Origin of the sequence: Hymenobacter armeniacus (assembly GCF_014699055.1) — a bacterium.
Taxonomy (GTDB): Bacteria; Bacteroidota; Bacteroidia; order Cytophagales; family Hymenobacteraceae; genus Hymenobacter; species Hymenobacter armeniacus.
In genome coordinates, this window is sequence record NZ_JACXAC010000001.1 from 320,186 (window position 1) to 344,195 (window position 24,010).

The window sequence follows — 24,010 nt, forward strand, 5'->3', positions numbered from 1 at the left end:
TTCGCCGAGGCTGAGCGGCTGTTGACGGCCTAGCCGGAGGATTCATTTTATCCTCATGCGCCCCCCGTCACCTTTGTTGAGTAATCAACATTGGATATGTTTCGTGTAACCTTAGCGGCGCTTTTGGGTGCCTGGGCCCTGGCCGGGCCGGCGCCCGCCCTCGCCGCCCCCGCGGCCCCCGCCGATACCGTTCGCCTCACGCTGCCTGAAGCCGAGCAGCGGTTCTTCCAAAACAACCTGGCCGTGCTGGCCCAACAGTATAACGTGACGGTGGCCCAGGCCCAGGCTGTGCAGGCGCGCCTCATCGACAACCCGACCATTTACGTGGAGCAGGACGTGCTGCGCCGCCGCATCAGCCGGCCCACGGTGCCAGAGGGCACGGTGGGCAGCGAAGCCGTGGTGACGGTGCAGCAGCTGTTTTCGCTGGCCGGGCGCCGCAAGGCTGCCGGGCAAGCCGCTCGGCAGGGCGCGGTGGTGGAGCAGTACAACCTGCAGGACCTGCTGCGCAACCTGCGCTACCAGCTGCGCACCACCTACTACGACGTCTTCTTCAAGCAGCAGACGCTGAAGGCGTACGCCACGGAAATCAACTCGCTGACGCGCACCGTGGGCCTCTACCAAACGCAGTTCGAGAAAGGCAACATTGCGCTGAAAGAGGTGATTCGCCTGCGGGCCTTCCTCTTCACGCTGCAGAGCGAGCGCCAAAACCTGCTCAACGACGTGGCCACCGACCAAACCGACCTGCACGTGCTGCTGCACGACGCCACGGGGGCCCAGTACGTGCCCGTGGTGGACATCCGCCGCACCCGCGACCTGAGCCTGAACGGCTACTCGGAGCAGCAGCTGGTGGACACGGCCCTCGTGCGCCGCACCGACCTCAACGCCCGCCGGGCCACCCTGGAGCAGCAAAACCTGAACCTGCGCCTGCAGCAGAAGCTGGCCACGCCCGACCTGGCCGTGGGCTACACCTACGACAAGGCCGGTTCCTACATCAACAACTACCAAGCCCTCACGCTGGGCATTGCGGTGCCGCTCTTCAACCGCAACCAGGGCAACATCCAGGCGGCCAAGGCCCAGATTGCCGGCAGCAAGCTGCTCGTCGACCAGCAGCAGCTCATTGTGCAGAGCGAAGTGCACCAGGCCTACGAGCTGGCGGCCCGCAACGACGAGCTGTTTCAGAACACCGACCGCGACACGGCGCCGTTTACCCGCCTCATGGCCGGCATCGAGCAGAGCTACGCCAAGCGCATTCTGTCGGTGGTGGAATACATCGACTTCTTCGAGTCCTACAAAAACAACCTCGTGCAGCTCAATACTCTGCGGGCTAACCGTGTGCGGGCTTTCGAGCAGCTGAATTTCGCCGTGGGCAAGCCGGTGTTCCGCGCCGACCAATAACTGAATCCGAAAAGAACGTCGGGCTGAGCTGGCCGCAGCATCCCGCATAAAGTAGTAAATCAATCGATTGGATTAGTTGCGCGAGCCAGATGCTTCGGCCGGCTCAGCCCGACGTTCTACCCAAGCCATTACCACACCCCATGAACCGCACCTTTCTGGCCCTGCTGACCGCCGTAACCTTGGTTGGTTGCTCCAAAACCGAAGTCAAAGAAGAAAAGAAGGAGGGCTTCCGCCTGTCCGACACCATGATGCAGCAAATTGTGCTGGATACCGTGCGCCTGCGCCCGGTGCAGGACGAGCTGGTGCTGACCGGCGAAATTGCCACCGACGGCGACAAAACCGTGAAGGTGTACCCGCTGGTGGGCGGCGTGGTGGAGCAGCTGAAAGTGCAGCTCGGCGACAAGGTGACCAAGGGCCAGGTGTTGGCCGTCATCAAATCGGGCGAGATTGCCGACGTCCAGAACCAGACCACGGCCGCCAGCTCCGACCTGGATATTGCCCGCAAGAACCTGGCCGTGGCCGAGGATATGTTCAAGGCCGGCCTGAACTCGGAGCGCGACGTGGTGCTGGCCCGCGCCGAAGTGACCAAAGCCCGCGGCACCGTGGGCAAGAACGTGAAGCAGCTCAGCGTGTACGGCATCGGCAAGGATGGCATGTACGAGCTGCGGGCCCCAATTTCGGGCTTCATCACCGAGAAAAATGCCACCGACCACGAGCAGTTCAACAACGACAACGTGGGCAACCTGTTCACGGTGAGCAACCTCGACGATGTGTGGATTATGGCCAACGTGTTCGAGTCGGACATCTCGAAGGTGAAGGAAGGCTACTCGGCCGACGTGACCACGCTGAGCTACCCGGACAAGCATTTCCGGGGCAAGATTGACAAGGTGTTCAACGTGCTCGACCCCGACAGCAAGGTGATGAAGGTGCGCGTGCGCCTCGAAAACCCCGGCTACCTCCTCAAACCCGAGATGTACGCCCAGGTGCGCGTCGAGAACACGGAAGGGGCGAAGGCCCTGGCCGTGCCCGCCAAGTCGGTGGTGTTTGACAAGGACCGCAACTTCGTGATGGTGTACAAGGACCGCACCCACGTGGAAACCCGCCCCGTGACCATCAGCAAAACGGTGGGCGACTACAGCTATGTGAGCTCCGGCCTGAAGCCCGGCGACGTGGTGATTGCCAAAGACCAGCTGCTGGTGTACGACGAGCTGAACGACTGAATCGACAGGGCGGGAATTGACTCCGGGCAAGGGCTTTTGGGCCTTGCTCCGGGTCAATACTGCCGTTTAATTCTGCCTGAAACTCACCGTTTCTTCACTGTTAGAAACTGAAAATGAATAAGTTCATTCAAGGTATCATTGCCTTTTCGCTTAAAAACAAAGGCTTCATCTTCCTCATGACCCTGGTGGTGGTGGTGATGGGCGTGGTGAGCTACCGGAACACGCCCATCGAGGCGTTTCCGGACGTGACAAATACTGAAATCACCATCATCACGCAGTGGCCCGGCCGCTCGGCCGAGGAGATGGAGAAGTTCGTGACCGTGCCCATCGAAATTGCCCTGAACCCGGTGCAGAAAAAGGCCTCGGTGCGCAGCACCACGCTGTTTGGCCTGTCGGTGGTGAAGGTGATTTTTGACGACGGCGTGGACGACGCTTTCGCCCGTCCGCAGGTGAACAACCTGCTGCGCGAGGTGGATTTGCCTGACGGCATCACGCCCGACGTGCAGCCGCCATACGGCCCCACCGGCGAAATCTACCGCTACACGCTGGAGAGTAAAACCAAAACCGTGCGCGAGCTCAAGACCCTGCAGGACTGGGTAATTGAGCGTAACCTGAAAGCCGTGCCCGGCGTAGCCGACGTGAACAGCTTCGGCGGCGAGGTGAAGGACTACGAAATCAGCGTCAACCCCGGCAAGCTGCAGGATTTCGGCCTCACGCCACTCGACCTCTACAACGCTGTGCAGCGCTCCAACATCAACGTGGGCGGCGACGTGATAAACGAGGGCCAGCAGAACTACGTGGTGCGCGGCATCGGCCTGCTGAACAACATCTCGGACATCACCAACACGGTGATTAAGAACGTGAACGGGGTGCCGATTCTGGTGCGCGATGTGGCGAAAGTGACCGAAAGCGCCCTACCGCGCCTGGGCCAGGTCGGCCGTGGGTTTGAGGACGACAAGCTGGAAGGCATCGTGGTGATGCGCAAGGGCGAAAACCCGTCGGAAGTCATTGCCCGCCTGCACGATAAGGTGGCCGAGCTGAACTCGAAAATACTGCCGCCCGACGTGAAGATGAAAACCTTCTACGACCGGCAGCAACTCATCGATTTCTCCACGGAAACGGTGATTCACAACCTGATGGAAGGCATCGTGCTGGTCACGCTCATCGTGTTCCTGTTCATGGCCGACTGGCGCACCACGGTAATTGTGTCGGTGATTATCCCGCTGGCGCTGCTGTTTGCCTTCATCTGCCTGCGGTTGCGCGGCATGAGCGCCAACCTGCTGAGCATGGGTGCCATTGACTTCGGCATCATCATCGACGGGGCCGTGGTGATGGTGGAAGGGCTGTTCGTGGCCCTCGACCACAAGGCCCACCAAGTGGGCATGGAGCGGTTTAACAAGCTCTCCAAGCTGGGGCTGATTAAGAAGTCGGGCCGCGACATGGGCAAGTCCATCTTCTTCGCCAAAGCCATTATTATCACCGCGTTGCTGCCCATTTTCTCCTTCGAAAAAGTGGAAGGTAAGGTGTTCAGCCCGCTGGCATGGACGCTGGGCTTCGCCCTGTTGGGGGCCCTGATTTTCACCCTCACGTTGGTGCCGGTGCTGGTGAGCATCCTGCTGAAAAAGAACGTGAAGGAGAAGGACAACTTTTTCGTGCGCGGCGTGAACAACGGGGCCAACCGATTATTTCGCTTCACTTACGCCCGCAAAACGGCCACGCTCATCATCGCCTTCGTGGTGACGGCGCTGGGGCTGTACTCGTTCTCGTTCCTGGGCTCGGAGTTCCTGCCCGAATTGAACGAGGGCTCGATTTACGTGCGCGCCCAGCTGCCGCTCAGCATCAGCCTGGAGTCGAGCAACGAGCTGTGTAACCAGATGCGGCGCGACTTCCTGAGCTTCCCCGAAGTGAGCGACGTGGTGAGCCAGACCGGCCGCCCCAACGACGGCACCGACCCCACGGGCTTCTACAACAACGAGTTTCTGGTGCAGCTCAAGCACACGCCAGAGGTGGAAAAGAAGATGAAATCCAAAGCCTACCGCGAAGACCTGGTAGAGCGCATGAAGGCCAAGCTCGACAAGTTTACCGGCGTAGACTTCAACTTCTCGCAGCCCATCACCGACAACGTGGAGGAAGCCGCCTCGGGCGTGAAAGGCTCGATTGCCGTGAAGATTTACGGCACCGACCTGGCCACGCTGGAGGCCAAGGCCCGCGAGGTGTACGAGGTACTAAAAACCGTGAAAGGCATTGACGACCTCGGCGTGCTGCGCAACATCGGCCAGCCCGAATTCCACGTCGACCTCGACGAGCGCCGCATGGCCAGCTACGGCGTGAATAAGTCGGACGCCAACTCGGTGCTGGAAATGGCCGTGGGCGGCAAGGAAGCCACGCAACTCTACGAAGGCGAGCGTAAATTCCCCATCCGCGTGCGCTACGAGCCCCAGTTCCGCCAGACGCCGGCCGAAATAGCGGCCCTGATGGTGCCCACGCAATCGGGCAAAACCATTCCGCTCTCCGAAATTGCCAACATCGGCTCCGTGACGGGTCCGAGCCTGATTTACCGCGACGACAACCGCCGCTTTGCCGCCGTTAAGTTTTCGATTCGCGGCCGTGACATGGGTTCGACCATCAAGGAAGCGCAGGAAAAAGTGAACCGCCACGTGAAGCTGCCCGCCGGCTACGAGCAGAAATGGACCGGCGACTTCGAGAACCAGCGCCGCGCCCAGCAGCGCCTCACGCAGGTAGTGCCCATTTCGCTTGGCCTCATCTTCTTCATCCTGTTTGTCCTGTTCAGCAACCTGAAAGATGCCGGGCTGGTGCTGCTGAACGTGCCGTTTGCCATCATCGGCGGCATCGCAGCGCTGCTACTCACGCACACCAACTTCTCGATTTCGGCCGGCATCGGCTTTATCGCGCTGTTCGGCATCTGCATTCAGAACGGCGTGATTCTCATCTCCGTCTTCAAGCAGAACCTGGTGAAAAAGCACACGCTCGACCACAGCATCAACGAAGGCGTGATTTCGCGGGTGCGCCCGGTGGTGATGACGGCCCTCATGGCAACCATCGGCCTGATGCCGGCCGCCATCTCGACCGGCATCGGGTCGGAAACCTCGAAGCCGCTGGCCATCGTGGTAATTGGCGGCCTTATTACGGGTACCATTCTCACGCTCTTCGTGTTTCCGCTGGTGTTTGAGCGGTTTTACCGGAGCGAGCACACCAAGTACGTGCCGCTGCCCGGTGAGAAAGGCTACGTGGAGCCAGTGGCGGTGCACTAACTGCAGCGTGGACTCTGCGAGTCTGCGCCCGTTCGAACGACACCCGCCAGGCGCGGACTCGCAGAGTCCACGCTACACAAAAAAGCCCGCTGCCTCATCAGGCAGCGGGCTTTTTTGTGCTTGGCTCTTCATTCAACCCTCATTGTTTTCTCATCAACTTTTCACCAGATTCTCATTTTCCGGCCGGCAGGTAATCAAACAGACTGCCCGGGCCGCCCGCTGCTCTGTTGCTTCCCACCCCGCCCTGGCATGAATAAGTTTATTTCCGGCATCGTTGCCTTCTCGCTGAAGAACCGCTTTTTCGTCTTTTTCATGACGGCCCTGCTGGTGGCCGGGGGCACCTATAGCTACGTGCACACGCCCATCGAGGCGTTTCCCGACGTCACCAATACCCAGATGATTATCGTGAGCCTCTGGCCCGGCCGCTCGGCCGAGGAGGTGGAGCGGTTCGTGAGCACGCCTATCGAAGTGGCCATGAATTCGGTGCAGATGAAAAGCAACATGCGCTCTATCAGCATGTTTGGCCTGTCGGTGCTCAAGATAAACTTCGAGGACAACGTGGAGGATTTCTTCGCCCGGCAGCAGGTGAACAACCTGCTGAGCGGCGTGAACCTACCGGCCGGGTGCGACTCCCACGTGCAGCCGCCCTACGGCCCGACGGGCGAGATTTTCCGCTACACGGTGCAGAGCCGCGCCGGCCGCAGCACCAACGAGCTGCTGGCCATTCAGGACTGGACGGTGGAGCGGCAGCTGAAATCGGTGCCCGGCGTGGCCGACATTGCGGCCTTCGGCGGCACGCGTAAGGTGTACGAAATCAGCGTGAACCCTGCGATGCTGGCCAAGTACGACATGACGCCGCTGGAGGTGTACGACGCCGTGCAGAAGTCGAACATGAACGTGGGCGGCGACGTGATTGAGAAGAACTCGCAGAGCTACGTGGTGCGCGGCATCGGCCTGCTCACCAAGCCGGAGGACATCGGCAACATCATCGTCAAGGATATCAACAACGTGCCCGTGCTGGTGCGCAACGTGGCCAACGTGACCGAAAGCCACGCCCCCCGCGTGGGCCAGGCCGGGCTGGATGACCAGTCGGACGTGGTGGAGGGCATCGTTATCATGCGCAAGGGCGAAAACCCCGCCGAGGTGCTGGGCCGCGTGAAAGCCAAAATCGCGGAGCTCAACGAAAAGGTGCTGCCCAACGACGTGTACCTCAAAACGTTCTACGACCGCGACGTGCTGATGGACCACTGCACGCACACCGTCATTCACAACCTAATTGAGGGCATTGTACTGGTCACGCTCATCGTGCTGCTGTTCATGGCCGACTGGCGCACCACGCTCACGGTGGGCGTGGTGGTGCCGCTGGCGCTGCTGTTTGCCTTCGTGTGTTTGCGGCTGAAGGGCATGAGCGCTAATCTATTGAGCATGGGCGCCATCGACTTCGGCATCATCATCGACGGCGCGGTGGTGATGGTGGAAGGCATCTTCGTGGTGCTCGACCACAAGGCGGAAAAAGTGGGGATGGAGAAGTTCAACAAGCTGGCCAAGCTGGGGCTGATTCGGAAAACTGGGGGCGAGCTGGGCAAGGCCATTTTCTTCTCTAAGCTGATTATTCTGACCTGCCTGCTGCCCATTTTCGCCTTCGAGAAAGTGGAGGGCAAGATGTTCAGCCCGCTGGCCTACACGCTGGGCTTTGCCTTGGTGGGCGCGCTTATTCTGACGCTCACGCTGGTGCCGGTGCTGTGTTCGCTGCTGCTGAACAAGAACGTGAAGGAACGCCACAACCCCATCGTGACCTTCTTCGATACCATTGTGACCAAGGCGTTTGGCTTCACCTATCGGCACAAGCTGCTCAGCTTCGGGGTGACCATGGCCATTGTGGTGGCCGGGCTGTACTCGTTCAAATTCCTGGGCTCGGAGTTTCTGCCGGAGCTGAACGAGGGCGCGCTGTGGGTAGAAACCAAGCTGCCGATGTCGTCGTCGCTCACCGAAACCAACAAAATGGCGGCCAACTACCGCCGCATCCTGCGCTCGTTTCCGGAAGTGGTATCAGTGCTGAGCCAGACCGGCCGCTCCAACGACGGCACCGACCCCTCGGGCATCTACTACGTGCAGGCGCAGGTCAACCTCAAGCCCAAGGAGGAGTGGAAGCGCAACATCACCAAGGAGCAGCTGATTGACGAGATGGACAAGAAGCTGAAGGAGTACCCCGGCATTATTTTCAACTACTCGCAGCCCATCATCGACAACGTGGAAGAGGCCGTGGCCGGCATCAACGCCGCGCTGGCCGTGAAGATTTTCGGCAATGACCTGAAGGAGCTCGACGGCAAGGCCAACGAGGTGATGAAGGTGCTGGCCGGCGTGCGCGGCGTGAAGGACCTGGGCATCCTGCGCAACCTGGGCCAGCCCGAAATGAGCGTGCGCCTCGACCAAACCCGCATGGCCGCCTACGGCGCGCAAACCGCCGACGCCCAAACCGTAGTGGAAATGGCCGTGGGCGGCAAGGCCGCCACCCAGATTTACGAAGGCGAGCGCAAGTTCGACGTGACGGTGCGCTACCCCAAGCAGGACCGCGACACCGAAGCCAAAATCGGCGAGCTGCGCGTGCCCACCATCCGCGGCGGCAAGGTGGCCCTGAAGGAAATTGCCGACATCGGCACGGCCAACGGCCCGGCCTTCGTGTACCACGACAACGGCCAGCGCTTCATCGCCGTGAAGTTTTCCATCCGCGACCGCGACATGGGTTCCACCATTGCCGAGGCCCAGAAGAAAATGGACCAGACCATCAAACTTGGCAAGGGCTACCGCATCGAGTGGGCCGGCGAGTTTGAGAACCAGGTGCGCGCCACCAAGCGCCTGAGCCAGGTGGTGCCGGTGTCGCTGGTCATCATTTTCATCCTGCTGTTCATCACCTTCGGCAATGGCAAGGATGCCGCGCTGGTGCTGGCCAACGTGCCGTTTGCGCTCATTGGGGGCATCGCGGCGCTGCACATCACAGGTGTCAACTTCTCGATTTCGGCCGGCATCGGCTTCATCGCCCTGCTCGGAATATGTATTCAGAACGGCATCGTGCTCATCACCGTGTTTAAGGAAAATCTGCGCAAGAAGCTGAGCCTGGCCGAGAGCCTGCGCCTGGGCGTGGCCTCGCGCGTGCGCCCCGTGGTGATGACGGCCCTCATGGCCATGATTGGCCTGTTCCCGGCGGCCCTCAGCACCGGCATCGGCTCCGAAACGCAGAAGCCGCTGGCCATCGTCGTCATCGGCGGGCTGGTGACGGCCACGGTGCTCACGCTGCTCATTTTTCCGCTCATTTTCGCCTTTTTCTATCGCGAGATGAACCAGAACGGCCCGGCCCCGAAACGCCGGAAGCGGCAGCCGGAGCTGGTTGGGGCGTAGCGGCAGAACATTGTAGAGACGCAATATTTTGCGTCTCGTCGTTGCTGATGTCGTTATGGCTGCGCATCTCAGCGCGGTCTTGGTCGTTCAACGATAAGACGCAAGATGTTGCGTCTCTACTCCCTTCAACGGCGGCGCAGTTTGCGCAGCAGGGCCACGGCTTCGGGGGCGGTGCCCGTCAGGAGCACGCCCGCGCCGTAGAGCACCGTGAGCACGCTGCCGCGCATCAGCATGGTGAGCCACAGGTTGGGTAAGGTGGGCAGGGCCCAGGTGGCCAGCCCGGCCACGGCCGCCACCAGTAGCAGGCGCGGAATGTGGCCATCGAAGGGCTGCAGCCGGTAGAAATGCCACACAAACCACGTGCGCACGGTGTTGATGCTCACCAGCGCCACGCAGTACGCCAAGGCTGCGCCTACCAGTTCGTAGCGCGGGATGAGCAGCCAGTTCAGGCCCACCACGGCCGAGGCCAGGAGCACGTTGAACAGCAAATCGAAGCGGTAGCGGGGCGAGGTGACGACGATGGTGCCATTGACGCCCGTGATGCCGTCGAACAGCCGCCCAACCAGCAACAGCACCACGGCCCCTGCGCCGGCAGCGTATTCGGGCCGGTGAATGAGGCTGAAAATAAAGTCGAGGTTCAGCCCAATGCCGAGGGCCAGGTAACAGCCCACCAGGGTGTTGACACGCGTAACGCGCTGATAGAAAGCCCCCATTTTGCCCAGGTCTTGCTCCTTCCAATACTCGGCGATGAGCGAGAAGGCCGTTTTGTTGAGGGCCCGGAAGGGGAGCGTGAGGGCCGTGCTCACGTTGGTGGCCACCAAATAAATGCCGGCGGCTGCCAGGCTCACCTTGGCGCCCACCATGATGTTGTCGATGTTGAGCAGCACCGTGCCCGAGATGTTGCTCAGCAGCGCGAAGCCGCCGAACCCCAGCATTTCGCCCAGCGGCTTCACGCGCAAGGCCGCCCGGGTGGGCCGCAAATGCAGCTCGCCAATGGCCGCCGCATAGGCCACCAGCAGCACCGCCACCACCGCGTAGGCACTCGCGTAGGCCACCACAAAGCCCGCAAAGCTCAGGTAATGCGCGCTGTAGGCCAGGGCCGACCCCACGATGAGCAGGCGCAGCAGAATTTCCTGGCAGAACGACGCAAAGGAGGTGTGAAACAGCGACTTCAAGTACGCATCGAGCAGCCCACCCAGCATGATGGCGCCCGCCAGCCCCACGGCCACCCCGTAGTGCTGGCCCAGCAGGGCGGCATCGGCCGGCCCGTACCAGCGCAGCACCAGGGGCTGGCCGAGGCTCATGACCACCGTCATGGCCGCAAAGCCCAGCAGTGGCAGCCCCAGCAGCAGCGGCAGAAACCCGGCGTGGTTGCGCCCCTGGTTGCGGAAATACGGGAAATAGCGCAAGCCGGCGCTGGCAAAGCCAAACGCGCTGAGCTGGGCCCCGATGGTGGCAAACGACACCAGCAAACTCGTCAGGCCAATCTGGCCCGGCGTGAGCAGCCGCGGCAGCACGAAAATGGTGTTGGCGAAGCCAATGCCCATGCCGACGTAGGAAATCAGGGTGTTGCGGATGCCCTGGCGCAGAACGATGCCCAAAAGTGCGGGAATAAGGGAATGAGAAGGGTCGGTTTACGCTACAAAAGTGCACCCGTGGCCAGTTCTTTGCCCGTCACGAATGCTGCCCCGAGGCGCCGCAACTCCTGCATGAGGGCCGCAAACTCGCGCGGGCCGTTGAGCCGGTTGGCGGGGTCGAAGTTCTCGTTATGCCACAGCACCGACACCACCCCGCCAAACCGGGCCACCTGTTCGAGCATGGGCCGCAGCGCGGGCACCAATTCCTCGGGCGGCAACTGCAGGTAATTGGGGTGGTGCAGGGTGGCATCCATCACGTTCAGGGGGATTTCCAGAAAGCAGTGGGCCTCGCCGGTGGCGAAGTCGAACGGATAAAACGGGTGGCAGTAGGAGTGGCGAAAGCCAAAATGCTCGGCAAAGCCCAGCGTGGAGTCGAAATCAAAGCCCGCTTCCTCCACCAGCCGGGGCGTGCGGCGGGGCTCCCAGCGCAGGTAGTGAAAGCGCAGGCCGTGGGCCGGCAGCTTCAGCCGCTGCCATTCCCGCAGCAGCTGGTTGCCGTCTTTGGCCGTGCCAATGCTGCCGTGCAGGCCAATTTCGTGGCCCTGCTTCGCAAGCCGGAGCAGGCGCCGCCGCAGCGAAGTGCTCAGGGCGTAATCGGCGTTGGGCGTGCCATCGGCGCCCTTACAGTGCTCGGGCAGCAGGAAAAAAGTGGACTTTGCGCCGTACCCCGCGGTGGCCGCCGCCACGGCTTCCAAGTTGTCCCAAGCGTCGGGCCGGGCCAAGTGCTGCGCCAGCTGCCGGGCAAAAGACCAGAGCCGGCCCTGCGTGAGCGCGGCTTTGGCCGGCGCTTTCCAGGCACTGCGCAGGTTGTCGATATCGTGGGAAATGAAGGCGGCAAACGGCGCGGTCCCGGCCCAGCGGCGCGGCTGCAAGCGCTGGCCGCTGACGTGCTTCACGGCTGTTTTCAGCACGTCGAAGTAGTAGTTGACCACGGGCACGCCCACGAAACCGTATTGTTTCTGCACGCTGGCCGCGTAGGGGAAACGGCCGTGCCGGTCCCGCTCGTCCGAGAAATATTCCTGCCAGCCGCTCAGCAAGTAGAACGCGCCGGAGATGACATCGGCCCGAATGTGCGCCGTGCCTGGGCCCAGCGCGAGCAGGTCGGCGGGCGGGGCGGCGTCGAAGAAGAAGGGCACCGGCTGGCCCATCCATTCGCGCCAGTGCGGTGCGGTCGGGTAGGGCTGGCCTTCGGCGAAGAAGGTGCCGGCGCCATCGGCCACGGTGATGGCGGCCCCTGAACCGGCGTACCCAATCAAAACCGGCGCCGCTTCGGGAAAAGCCTGCCAAAAATGCCGCAGCACGTACGCTAGCCGCACCTCGGCCGTGATGGGCACGGCGGGCGCAGGCAAAGGCAGGGCAGAGGAGTGGGCCGGCATGGCCGCGAAGATAGGCCGCCGGCTCACGCCCTTAGCGCAACACTTCCACCCAGCCTTTGTAGACGTAGCCCGTGGCGGGCCGCCGCAACAGCACGAAATACAACCCCGGGGCTGCCTCGGCGCCCCAGTCGTTGCGGTAGTTCGCGGTTTGGAAAACGGCGCGGCCCCAGCGGTTGTACACGTCCAGCGCCCAGCCATCACCCTTCAGCCCCTTGATGGCGAAGAAGTCGTTTTTCTTATCGGCATCGGCCGTCACGACGTTGGGCACTTTCAGGCAGTTGTTCACGGCCACGGTGCGGCTGGCGCTCTGCTCGCCGCAGGCCGTGATGACGCGCAAGGTGTAGCGCCCCGACGTCTGCACAAGTAGCTGCCGATTGGCCGAACCGTCTGACCACTGGTAGCGGTACGACGCGCCCACGGGCCCCTGCAGCAGCACCTGGTCGCCCTCGCATAGCGTCGTGTCGGCGCCGAGCGTGAAAGCCGCCGGAACCCCCGCCGAATTAAGCCGCACCGTGCGCCGAGCCACAACCGTGCAGCCCGAGCCATAAGTTGCCGTCACGGTATAGATGCCCGGTTGCGTGATGGAAGCCGTCGCCGTGGTCGCGCCGGTCGACCACAAATAGGCGGTGGCTCCGCTGGCCGCTGCCGTGAGCGAAGTGCCCGTTCCGGGACACACCGCGGAATCGCCGCTGATGGCCAGGCTCGGCACTTGAAAAGCGCGCACCGTGCGGCGCAACACCCGCGAACAGCCCGTAGCAAAGCTGACGGTGGCCGTATAAACGCCGGGTGCCACGTTGGAAAGCGTGGGAGTAGTGGCTCCTGTGTTCCAGAGCACCGTAAAAGTAGCGGGCGAGGTTAGCGTTAGCTGCGTGCGGGCGCTGGCACATATGGTTGAGTCCCCGGTGATGTCGGCAGAAGTAATGACTCCCGGGCTCAGAATGTATTCGTTCCTGTAAACCGCATTGGGAAACAGGAGCGAGGTGCTGGACGTCGGCGGTTGGGCCACCGCATTCCAGCCCAGGTCGTTGCTGGAACGGCTGTAAGCGTTACGACAGTTTGGGCCGAGCTGAGGCCGTATGCGCAGAGCATAAGTGGTGGCAGTAGCCGGGGCCCCCACTGCGAAAACCCCAACATACGAAGGCGTAGCCACGCCCGGTGGCGCAATAGACGGCGCGCTGTTCACGGCATACACCTGAACGCCACGCGACTGGGCAGACACGCCGCTCACGATGGCCGAGTCGCCCGAGGCGGTGCCCAGTGCCACCCGACTGCCAGCCGGCCAGGCACTGGCGTAAAGGTTGGAACTCGCGTCGCCCAGCGGCGCTCCCGATAAGTGCCAATTCGTCGCCGCAATATTGACCAGGTTGCCAGTGGTTGGCACTGAGCCGTTGTCGAGGGCCGTTGAGCCGGAGGCTTGGTCCAGGCGATAATACGCGGCCAGGCTCGTGGGCGCTGCGGCAAACTTGCGGCACATGTTGTCGCGGATTTCGGCCTGCGTGCGGGCGGTGCGCCATACTCGTACCTCATCGATGTCGCCGTTAAAAAACTGGCCGCTCTGCACATCGTAGCACCCTATAACCATGGGCGTTGTGGTGGTGAGGTCCGATTGGGAAGCCGGGTAAACGCCGGTGTTTTCCAAGATGCCGTCCACGTAAATCTGCCAGGTGCTGAAGTTGCACACCCCCGCCAAGTGGTGCCATTTTCCGTCGTCAATTCGAGCCGCTGACGGGCCGGAACTCATGTAGACGCCAATCCCGATGCGGCCATTGAAATAGGCATTGCCTCCCGATACCACGAGGTGGTAGCCTTTTTCTTCAAACACGGAGTTGAAGTATTTGCCCAATATCCACTGGTAAGCGTTGCTCGAAGTCTTTATCCAGGCCTCCACCGTCACCTGCTGCGTGATGCCCCGATTGCCTGGGCCGCAATTGATGTAGCTGTTGACGCCGTTAAACGTCAAGGCATTGCCAGAGCCGGGCAAAGTTTGCGCGCGGGCGCTAAAGCCGATGACAATCAATGTCATCAATAAAAACAGGCTTGACGCCTGTTGGCGTAGCCGTAAACCAGTTAGTAGTGCGGAGAAGTGTTTCATTAACAGGTAGAAATTAGCCAAGCTAAAGGTAAGCCCAGAGCAACAACAGGGAATTTTAGTGTAGCCAATCGGCCAGTAGCGCCAACGCCAGCGCCTGGCTGCGTCCTTCGTTCGCGGTGCCTAGCGTGGCGTTGTAGTAAGCCGCCCGGCGGTAGTGGCCGGCCGGCTTCTGCGCCCGGTACCGCAACAACAGGTCCCGCAGCTCGGGCAGGTCGCGGGCCTCATCCACAAGGCCATGCGCCGCGTAGCCGTAATAGTCGTTGATAAGCGGGTTGGCGCTGAAGCGGTAGTAAATGCTGACCAGATTCAACAGCGTGGCTTCCAGGTGCGTGGAGGTGTCGGCGGCTATCAGCGCGTCGTGGTTTTGGAGAAAGGCAAACACGTTTTCCTGCCGCGCATCCGACCATCGCAGGCCGGGTAGGGCACGGCGCAGGGGCCCGAAGTCGCGCGGGTCGCTGGGGTGGGGGCGCAGCGTGAAAGAGAGGTCCGGAAATTCCTGCAGCAGAAAGCGCAGCGCCTCCGTCAGGGCCGGAAGGGGGTCGTGCACGTTGCTGGCCACGCCCACGCGCCGCACCGCCGGCGCGGTGTTTTTCAGGCCCAGGAAGGCATCGGCCTTGGGCATGCCCACCAGCTCTACGCGGCCGTGCACGGGGCCGCACTGCCGGTACTTGTCCAGCGCGTCCTGGCCTTCGAGCAGGCTCAGGTCGAAGCCCAGCGGCGGAAAGCTCGTGCTCACGCTGGCGTGCTGCACGTAGGCCGTGGGCACGCCCTCGGCGCGGCAGGCCAGCAGCAGGGAGCGGGTGTCGTCGTTGTGGTCGTTGGAGAATATTACCGCCCGCGGCCGGTAGTGGCGCAGGGCCCGCCGGTACACTTCGTAGTAGCCGATGGCGTAAAAGATGAAATCGAAAAACCGCCACGCCCGCCGGCCTTCCGTGCGCAGCAGCCCCAGCAATGCCACCGGAAATTGCCAGTAGTACAGCAGCTTGCGCCGGAGCGACAGCCGGTTCACGGCCCCGTTGTAGCGGCCGATGTTCTTGGCCTGCCCGGCGAGCAGCACGGCGTCGGGCCGCGCTTGGCGGATGAAGTCCAGGGCGTCGTAATTGTTGGCGCTCACCACGTAGAGCCACACTTTGCCGCGCAGGTCTTCCGGGTTTTTTATCGGCTTAAAGACGTTGCCCACCAGCCGCAGGCCCGCGTAGCCCAGCACCCGGGCCAGCCGCTTGAGCGGGTTGGCGGGCGAAATGCTGGCCATGGCCGCCGCCGGCAGCGTGGCAAACACGGCCGAAAAGCGCAGCTGCAGAATGTCGCGCAGCCGCGGCAGCAGGGGCAGCGTGGGGCCCGGCATTACAGCGAGTCCCAGGTGAGCGGAGTGCCCGGCTGGAGGGCGTGCGTGGCTTTGCGGCCCAGCACGGTTTCCCAGTGGCGGGGCCAGAGGCCGTCGCCGGGGCGGATGATTTTCAGGTTGTCGGTGGTGAAGGCCTCGCCCGCGGCAATGGGCTTGGCCACGTAGATGCTGCGCTTGTAGAGGCGGCTTTTCTCCTCCCCGGTCTGAATGCACAGCTGCACGGTGCCCAGCGCCTGGTGGGCGCGCTCGGTCTCAACGACCAAGGCTTTCAACTCGTGCGGCTCCAACGAAAACGCCGAGTCGACGCCGCCCTCGGCGCGGCTCAGGGTGAAGTGCTTTTCGATGACGCAGGCGCCCAGGGCCACGGCCGCCACGCTGGCGCCCACGCCCATGGTGTGGTCGCTCAGGCCAATGGGGCAGCCAAAGGTTTCGGCCAGCACGGGGATGGTGCGCAGGTTGGTGTTGGCGGGCGAGGCGGGGTAGGTGCTGGTGCATTTCAGCAGCACCAGCTCGCGGCAGCCCGCCTCGCGCAGCACCCGCACCGCGTCGTCGATTTCGGCCAGCGTGGCGGCGCCCGTGCTCACGATGACGGGCTTGCCGGTGGCGGCCACCTTGCGCAGCAGCGGCCAGTGAGCGTTTTCGAAGGAGGCAATTTTGTAGGCCGGCACGTCCAGCGTTTCCAGAAAGTCCACCGCCGTCTCGTCAAACGGCGAGCTGAAAGCCAGCATGCCGTGCTGCCGGGCGCGGGCAAACAGCTCGGCGTGCCATTCCCAGGGCGTGTGGGCCTCCTCGTAGAGCTTGTACAGGTTTTTGCCTTCCCACAGCGACTGCCCTTCCTCGTCGATAGCGAAGCCGGTGTCCATGGTGATGGTGTCGGCGGTGTAGGTCTGCAGCTTGAGGGCGTCCACGCCGGCTTCGGCGGCGGCATCCACGAGGGCCAGGGCGCGCTCCAGGCTCTGGTTGTGGTTGCCCGACATTTCGGCGATGATGAAGGGCTTGTGGGCGGGGCCCACCGGCCGGCCGCCAATTGATATTTCGGTCATTTCAGGACAAGTCAAATCGAGCCGTAAAGGTAGCGGCCGAAGGGAGCAAGCGCGGCGCCTGGGAAGGGCAGGGCCAGAGGTCGGCCCGGGCCCCGGCGGGGCGCGTTGCGGGCCGGTGCGTACTTTCGCCCCGCTTACGGGCGCATGCACCGCCTCTCCGGGTATGAAAATTCTGCTGGTCGAAGATGAGCCCCAGGTGGCGTCCTTTATCAAAAAAGGGTTTGAGCACGAAGGCTACGAACTGACCGTGGGCTACGACGGCAGCACGGGCTGGTCGCTGTACCAGCAGCAGCCCTACGACCTGGTCATTCTCGACGTGAACCTGCCGCACCTCAACGGCGTGGAGCTGTGCCGGCTCATCCGGGCGGGGCGGCACCGCGTGCCGGTGCTCATGCTCACGGCCCTCGACAGCCTGGCCGACAAGGAAGCCGGCTTCGAGGCCGGGGCCGACGACTACCTCGCCAAGCCCTTCGCGTTCAGGGAGCTGCTGCTGCGCGCCCGGGCCCTCACCAAGCGCTACGCCGAAACCGGCGCCCCCCAGCTGCTGCGCCTGGCCGACCTGGAGCTGAACCTCGACTCGAAAATCGTGACCCGCGCCGGGCGCCGCATCGACCTCACCACCCGCGAGTATTCGTTGCTCGAGCACCTGCTGCTGAACCAGGGCCGCATCGTGTCGCGCGTCGACATTGCCGAGCGGGTGTGGGAAGTCGATTTTGACACCACGACCAACATCATCGACGTGTACATCGGCTACCTGCGCAAAAAGATTGACAAAGGCTTCGAGCCCAAGCTCATTCATACCGTGGTAGGCATGGGCTATGTGATGCGGGAGCAATAACCGGTTGAGCCCATGTTGATTCGGAACAAGCTGATGCTGCGCTTTACCCTGCTCGTGCTCGGCATTCAGCTCAGCTTTTCCACGTTCATCTACCTGTTTCACGCCAACGCCCGCACCCAGCGCTTTGCCCACCGCCTGGCCAACAGCGCCACGCTGGCGGGCCGCCTGCTGGTGCGCACCCACAAGCTCGAAAACGGCATGATGGGCTCGCTTCGCCGCGACGACCTGCTCATCCTTTCCCGCGAACAAATCAGCATCTACGGCCCCGACAACACGCTACGCTACAGCAGCGACGACCACATCGACCAGGCCACCAACCGCAAGCGCCTGCGCGGGCTGGGCCCCGGCCAGCAGCGCACCTACCCGGCCGAAGGCCACCGCGAAACCATCGGCTTGTCCTTTGCGCACCCGCCGCACGGCTACTACCGCATTTTTGTGTCGGCCGAAGACCGGGTGGGGTGGACGCAGCACCGGCAGCTGGGCTGGCTGCTGCTGCTCGGCAACCTCGGGGCCCTGGCGGTTACGGTGGTGGCCGGCTGGTTTTTTGCCGGCTCGGCCCTGCGACCCATTGCCCGCATCATCCGGCAGGCCCGGCGCATCTCGGCGGCCAGCCTGGGGCGGCGCCTGTCGGAGGGCAACGGCCGCGACGAGCTGGCCCAGCTGAGCCGCGTGATAAACACCATGCTGGCCGGGCTCGAGCAAGCTTTTGAGGTGCAGCGCAGCTTTCTTTCGCATGCTTCGCACGAGCTGCGCACCCCCATCACCACGCTAGCTGGCACGCTCGAAACCGCCCTGGAGTACGACCGCACCCTGCCCGAAGCCCAGCAGAGCCTGGCCCAGGCCCTGAGCGCCGCCCGCCACCTCAGCGCCCTCACCAACGGCCTGCTCAACCTGGCCCGGGCCGATGGCGCCCTGCCGGCCTTCGCCCCCGTGCGCCTCGACGAGTGCCTCAACCAAGCCCTGGACTTTGCCCGCGCCAAGTACCCCGGCCGGGAGTGGCGGCTGTCCATCGGCGAGTTTCCGGCCGAAACCGAGGGCGACCTGTTCACGCTGCTGGGCAACGCCGAGCTGCTGACCACCGCCGTGCTGAATCTGCTCGACAACGCCGGCAAATATTCCTCGGGGCCGGTGCGCACGGAGCTGGCCTACAGCGACGCGCACACCCTGCGCGTGCGCGTGCAGGACGCGGGCCCCGGCCTTTCGCCCGAGGAGCTGCAGAAAATTTACGAGCCCCTGTACCGCGCCACGGGCGCCATGGGCCGCCCCGGGTACGGCCTGGGCCTGCCTCTGACGCAGCGCGTGGTGCAGCGCCACGGCGGCCATCTCGACATCGCCTCGGCGCCGGGGCAGGGCACCACGGCCACCATGTGGCTGCCGGCCCTGCCGCTGTAGCGGAGCCGTGGTAACGGATGCGGGGCCCGGAGCCGCCCGCACAAAGCAGGGGAGGCCGCAGCTAGCCGGCGCATGAGCGAGGCTCTCATGTTTTCTCATACGCTTCTCATCTCATTCTAATGCGGGGTCGGGTCCTTTGTGGCACGTTTCACCTGGCTTCGGCTGCCCGACCCTGATGACCCGCTCAGATGCCCGCTCTCTTAATTTCCTGACGCTGCTGCTCGGCGGCGTGCTCGCCCTGTCGCTGGGGCTGAACGCGCTGCTGATGGCGGGCTGGATTGAGGCCTGGCCCGACGACGTCAGCGCCGAACTGGCCGCCACCACCGCCGACCTGCACCAAACGCAGCGGCAGCTCGCCAGCTGCCAGCAGCACCAGCAGCAGCAAGACAGCCTGCTCACCCTCACCCGCCACCTCGCCCCCGGCCCGGCCCTGGTCACCCAGTAGCCGCCATTCTTTCACCATGATTCCAAACCCCTTGCCTAAGTTGGCGCGCCGCGTCCCCATTGCTCCCAAAAGCCGGCTGCGCACCTGCCTGCTGGGCGGCGCCCTATTCACGGCCCTGGCCGCCGGCCTGAGCAGCTGCTCGGCCGACGGCAAAACGGCCGAGCAGTCCGCCGCGCCCGAGGTGCTGCCCGTGGTGGCCCTCAAAACCACTGAGCAGGAGCTGTTTCAGGACTACGTGGCCGATGTGCAGGCCGTGCGTAACGTGGAAGTGCGGGCCCAGGTAGCGGGCTTTCTGGAGGAGATTTTTGTGGACGAGGGGCGGCCCGTGAAGAAGGGCCAGCCGCTGTTCCGCCTCAACGCCAGCGCCCACCAGAACCGGCTGAGCCAGGCCCGGGCGGCGCTGGCCGGCGCGCAGGCCCAAGCCAGCGCCGCCCGGCTGGAACGCGAGCGGGTGCGCCTGCTGGTGCAGGAAAACATCATCGCCAAAACCGAATTGGCCCTGACCACTAGCAAGGTGAAGGACGCCGAAGCCCGCGTGGCCGAGGCCCGCGCCGGCGAGGCCGCCGCCCGCCTCAGCCTGGGCTACACGCTGGTGCGGGCGCCGTTTGATGGCATCATCGACCGGATTCCGCTCAAGCGGGGCAGCGTGGTGGAGGAAGGCACGCTCCTCACCACCGTATCGGATTTGCACGAGGTATACGCTTATTTCAACGTGGGCGAGGGCGAGTACCTGCAGTACGTGAAGGCCCGGGAGCGCCACCCCGACCGCCACTCCGACTCGGTGCGCCTCACGCTGGCCGACGGCTCGGCTTACCCGCTGGCGGGCCGCATCGAAACCACCGAGAGCGAGTTCAACCCCAACACGGGCTCGCTGGCCTTCCGGGCGCGGTTTGCGAACCCGCAGCGCATGCTCAAGCACGGCGCGTCGGGCCGCGTGCGGCTGACTACCACGCTGCCAGCGGCGCTGCTGCTGCCGCAGAAGTCGGTGTTCGAGATTCAGGACAAAAACTACGTGTACGTGGTGGACCAGCAGGGCGTGGTGCACATGCGCAACTTCCACCCCCAGGCCCGCACCGGCGATTTCTACGTGGTGAAGGACGGCCTGAAGCCCGGCGAGCGGGTGGTGTACGAAGGCGCCGCCAGCCTGAAGGACGGTCAGCGCATCAGCCCGCGCCCGGTGACGCTGGACTCGCTGCTGGCGGCGCGGTAGGGATGTAGCGCGGACTTTGTAGTCCGCGTCCCCGGCGGAAACCCGAACGATACCCTGACGGCGCGGGGACGCGGACTGCAAAGTCCGCGCTACAGCGCACCGGACTCTTACACATTCATTTAGCCGCGGACTGAAAGTCGGCGCTACTGCCTATGTTCAATATCTTCATTCGCCGGCCGATACTCTCGCTGGTTATTTCAGTGTTTCTGGTGCTGCTGGGCGGGCTGGCGCTGTTCACGCTGCCCATCACGCAGTTTCCGGACATTGTGCCGCCCTCGGTGACGGTGACGGCCAAGTATACCGGCGCCAACGCCGAAGTGTGCGCCAAAGCCGTGGCCACGCCGCTGGAACGCGCCATCAACGGGGTGCCGGGCATGACCTACATGAACTCGGTGAGCTCCAACAACGGCGTGACGCTCATCACCGTGTTTTTCAAGGTGGGCACCGACCCGGACCTAGCCGCCGTGGGCGTGCAAAACCGCGTGACGACCATTCTGGACGAGCTGCCGGAGGAAGTCATCAAGGCCGGCGTGACTACGGAAAAGGAGGTAAACTCCATGCTGCTCTACCTCAACGTGACGAGCGACGACAAGGCGGCGGGCGAGAAGTTCATCTACAACTTCGCCGATATCAACGTGTTGCAGGAGCTCAAGCGCATTGATGGCGTGGGCTTTGCCGAAATCATGGGCTCGCGCGAGTACTCGATGCGGGTGTGGCTCAAGCCCGACCGGATGGCGGCCTATGACGTGGGCACCGATGAAGTGGTGGCGGCCATTCGGGCGCAGAACGTGGAGGCGGCGCCGGGCAAATCGGGCGAAAGCTCGGGGGCCGAGAAGGCGCAGGCCATGCAGTACGTGCTGCGCTACACGGGCAAGTTTTTCGAGCCCGAGCAGTACCGCAACATCGTGGTGCGGGCCAACGCCGACGGCTCGGTGCTGCGCCTGCGCGAAGTGGCCGACGTGGAATTCGGCTCGCTCACTTACAGCATGGCCTCCAAAACCGACGGCCGGCCCTCGGCGGCCATCATGCTCAAGCAGCGGCCCGGCTCCAACGCGTCGGACGTTATTGCCAACGTGAAAAAGCGCATGGCGGAGCTACAGGAAACCAGTTTTCCGCCGGGTATGAAGTACAGCATCGCCTACGACGTGTCGCGCTTCCTCGATGCCTCCATTCACGAGGTGCTGCGGACGCTGGTGGAGGCATTTTTGCTAGTGTTCGTGATTGTGTACCTGTTTTTGCAGGACTGGCGCTCGACGTTGATTCCGGCGCTGGCGGTGCCGGTGGCGCTGGTGGGCACGCTGGCCTTCATGCAGATGCTGGGCTTTTCGATTAACCTGCTCACGCTGTTTGCCTTAGTGCTGGCCATTGGCATTGTGGTCGATAACGCCATTGTGGTGGTGGAGGCCGTGCACGCCAAGATGCAGGAAAAACACCTGCCCGCCCGCGCCGCCACCTTCGAGGCCATGGGCGAAATCAGCTCCTCGCTCATTGCCATCACGCTGGTGATGTCGGCCGTGTTCATCCCGGTTTCCTTCATGGACGGGCCGGTGGGCGTGTTCTACCGGCAGTTTTCGCTCACGCTGGCCATTGCCATTGTCATTTCCGGCATCAACGCCGTGACCCTAACGCCAGCCTTGTGCGCGCTCATGCTCAAGCACACGCCGCTGGCGGAGGGCGAACAACCCAAGGGCTTGATGGGCCGGTTTTTTGCCGGCTTTAACAAGCGTTATGTCGCATTGGCGGGGCGCTACCAGGGCCTGCTGCGGGCCGTGGCCGGCCGGCGCCTAGTGACGCTGCTGGTGCTGGCAGGCTTCTGCGCGGCTACCTGGGGCGTGAACCGGATTCTGCCCTCGGGCTTTATTCCGACCGAAGACCAAGGCATGGTGTACGTGAACGTGACCACGCCCGCCGGCGCCACCGTGGAGCGCACCGAGGCCGTGCTCGACGAGGTGCAACGCATTGCCAGCCAGCTCGGGCCGGTGGAGTCGGTGTCGACTTTGGCAGGCTATAGTCTGGTGAACGAAGTGGCCGGTTCGAGCTATGGCATGGGCATGATTAACCTCAAGGCCTGGGACCAGCGCGAGCAGTCAGTGGCGCAGTTCATTGCTGAATTGGAGGAAAAAACCAAGAATATTGCCGACGCCGACATTCAGTTTCTGCCGCCGCCCACGGTGCCGGGCTTCGGCAACAGCAGCGGCTTCGAGCTGCGCTTGTTGGACAAGTCGGGCACCGGCGACCTGCAGAAAACGGCGGCCGTGTCGCAGACTTTTCTCACCGCTTTGCGGAAAGACCCGGCCATCGGCGGGGCCTTCACCTCCTTCGACCCCAACTTTCCGCAGTACCTCATTCACGTCGACCAGGACATGGCGGCCAAAAAGGGCGTGACCGTGGACGCGGCCATGAGCACGCTGCAAACACTGATGGGCAGCTACTACGCCTCGAACTTCATCCGCTTCGGGCAGATGTACAAGGTGATGGTGCAGGCCGGCCCCGAGTACCGCACGCGGCCCGACGACCTGCTGGCCCTGCACGTGAAAAACACCCGCGGCGAGATGGTGCCCTTCTCCACCTTCATCAAGCTGGAGCGCGTGTTCGGCCCCGACCAGCTCACGCGCTACAACATGTACACCTCGGCCATGCTCAACGGCGACTCGGCTCCCGGCTTCTCGTCGGGCGACGCCATTACGGCCATCGAAAAGGTGGCCGCCAAAGAGCTGCCGCGCGGCTACGCCTACGAGTGGAGCGGCATGACGCGCGAGCAAATCCTGAGCGGCGACCAGGCCCTGTACGTGTTCGGCGTGGTGCTCATTTTCGTGTACCTGCTGCTGGCGGCGCAGTACGAAAGCCTGCTGCTGCCGCTGCCCGTGCTGCTGAGCCTGCCCACCGGCATCTTCGGCGCCTTTCTCAGCCTCAAGCTTTTGGGACTGGAAAACAATATCTACGCCCAGGTGGCGCTGGTGATGCTGGTGGGTTTGCTGGGCAAAAACGCCATCCTCATCATCGAGTTTGCCGAGCAGCGGCGCCGGGCCGGGGCCAGCGTACTTACCGCCGCCGTGGAGGGCGCCGTCTCCCGCCTGCGCCCCATCCTCATGACCTCCTTCGCCTTCATCGCCGGCCTGATTCCGCTGGTGGTGGCCAGCGGCGCCGGGGCCCTGGGCAACCGCTCCATCGGCACGGCGGCGGCGGGCGGTATGCTCATCGGCACGCTGTTCGGCATGGTGCTCATTCCCGGGCTGTACGTGCTGTTTGCCTCGTTTGAAAAGGTGAAGAATCTGGAAGAGAACGAGGTAGAGGAAGTGCGCGAGTTGGTGGCGCATTGACGCCTCACCCCCGGCCCCTCTCCCCGGGG

Annotated in this window: 14 protein-coding genes; 9 read left to right on the forward strand and 5 right to left on the reverse strand. The window is 63.3% G+C overall.

Annotation, left to right across the window (positions count from 1 at the left end; all coding sequences use genetic code 11):
• Positions 1 to 96: 96 nt before the first annotated feature.
• The 4 genes from IC234_RS01440 to IC234_RS01455 all read left to right on the forward strand — a co-directional run bounded on the left by IC234_RS01440 (position 97) and on the right by IC234_RS01455 (position 9,283).
• Positions 97 to 1,395, forward strand: coding sequence for a TolC family protein (locus IC234_RS01440; RefSeq protein WP_190922055.1), 1,299 nt, complete (start codon positions 97 to 99; stop codon positions 1,393 to 1,395).
• Positions 1,396 to 1,535: 140 nt separating this feature from the next.
• Complete coding sequence (locus IC234_RS01445) at positions 1,536 to 2,615, forward strand: efflux RND transporter periplasmic adaptor subunit (protein WP_190922056.1); 1,080 nt, start codon at positions 1,536 to 1,538, stop codon at positions 2,613 to 2,615.
• Positions 2,616 to 2,728: 113 nt separating this feature from the next.
• Positions 2,729 to 5,887, forward strand: coding sequence for an efflux RND transporter permease subunit (locus tag IC234_RS01450; protein WP_190922057.1), 3,159 nt, complete (start codon positions 2,729 to 2,731; stop codon positions 5,885 to 5,887).
• A 249-nt stretch (positions 5,888 to 6,136) separates the two neighbouring features.
• Positions 6,137 to 9,283, forward strand: a complete 3,147-nt coding sequence (locus IC234_RS01455; protein WP_190922058.1) for an efflux RND transporter permease subunit — start codon at positions 6,137 to 6,139, stop codon at positions 9,281 to 9,283.
• Between the two features lie 125 nt (positions 9,284 to 9,408).
• Here the strand turns inward: IC234_RS01455 and IC234_RS01460 are convergent, their stop codons facing one another.
• The 5 genes from IC234_RS01460 to pseI all read right to left on the reverse strand — a co-directional run bounded on the left by IC234_RS01460 (position 9,409) and on the right by pseI (position 16,776).
• Complete coding sequence (locus IC234_RS01460; protein WP_190922059.1) at positions 9,409 to 10,884, reverse strand: lipopolysaccharide biosynthesis protein; 1,476 nt, start codon at positions 10,882 to 10,884, stop codon at positions 9,409 to 9,411.
• Between the two features lie 38 nt (positions 10,885 to 10,922).
• Positions 10,923 to 12,296, reverse strand: coding sequence for a DUF7033 domain-containing protein (locus tag IC234_RS01465; RefSeq protein ID WP_190922060.1), 1,374 nt, complete (start codon positions 12,294 to 12,296; stop codon positions 10,923 to 10,925).
• A 31-nt stretch (positions 12,297 to 12,327) separates the two neighbouring features.
• Positions 12,328 to 14,319 (reverse strand): LamG-like jellyroll fold domain-containing protein, encoded by a 1,992-nt coding sequence (locus tag IC234_RS01470; RefSeq protein WP_190922061.1) that lies wholly within the window; start codon positions 14,317 to 14,319, stop codon positions 12,328 to 12,330.
• Positions 14,320 to 14,443: 124 nt separating this feature from the next.
• A complete protein-coding gene (locus IC234_RS01475) occupies positions 14,444 to 15,733 on the reverse strand; it encodes a glycosyltransferase family protein (RefSeq protein ID WP_223827420.1) in 1,290 nt (429 codons plus the stop codon).
• The gene (gene pseI, locus IC234_RS01480; protein ID WP_190922062.1) at positions 15,733 to 16,776 is read right to left on the reverse strand and encodes a pseudaminic acid synthase; all 1,044 of its coding nucleotides are present in this window, start codon (positions 16,774 to 16,776) and stop codon (positions 15,733 to 15,735) included. The genes IC234_RS01475 and pseI overlap by 1 nt, the downstream gene beginning before the upstream one ends.
• A 163-nt stretch (positions 16,777 to 16,939) precedes the next feature.
• Between pseI and IC234_RS01485 the strand changes: the two genes are divergently transcribed.
• From IC234_RS01485 to IC234_RS01505, 5 genes are all read left to right on the forward strand, one after another.
• Positions 16,940 to 17,614 (forward strand): response regulator transcription factor, encoded by a 675-nt coding sequence (locus IC234_RS01485; protein WP_190922063.1) that lies wholly within the window; start codon positions 16,940 to 16,942, stop codon positions 17,612 to 17,614.
• A gap of 12 nt (positions 17,615 to 17,626) precedes the next feature.
• Positions 17,627 to 19,006: a sensor histidine kinase gene (locus tag IC234_RS01490; protein WP_190922064.1), complete on the forward strand. Its 1,380-nt coding sequence runs from the start codon at positions 17,627 to 17,629 to the stop codon at positions 19,004 to 19,006.
• Between the two features lie 175 nt (positions 19,007 to 19,181).
• Positions 19,182 to 19,451, forward strand: a complete 270-nt coding sequence (locus IC234_RS01495; protein ID WP_190922065.1) for a hypothetical protein — start codon at positions 19,182 to 19,184, stop codon at positions 19,449 to 19,451.
• 31 nt (positions 19,452 to 19,482) lie between these two features.
• On the forward strand, positions 19,483 to 20,661 hold the full coding sequence (locus IC234_RS01500) for an efflux RND transporter periplasmic adaptor subunit (protein WP_223827421.1): 1,179 nt from the start codon (positions 19,483 to 19,485) through the stop codon (positions 20,659 to 20,661).
• 152 nt (positions 20,662 to 20,813) lie between these two features.
• The gene (locus IC234_RS01505) at positions 20,814 to 23,981 is read left to right on the forward strand and encodes an efflux RND transporter permease subunit (RefSeq protein ID WP_190922067.1); all 3,168 of its coding nucleotides are present in this window, start codon (positions 20,814 to 20,816) and stop codon (positions 23,979 to 23,981) included.
• The last annotated feature ends 29 nt before the right edge of the window (positions 23,982 to 24,010 follow it).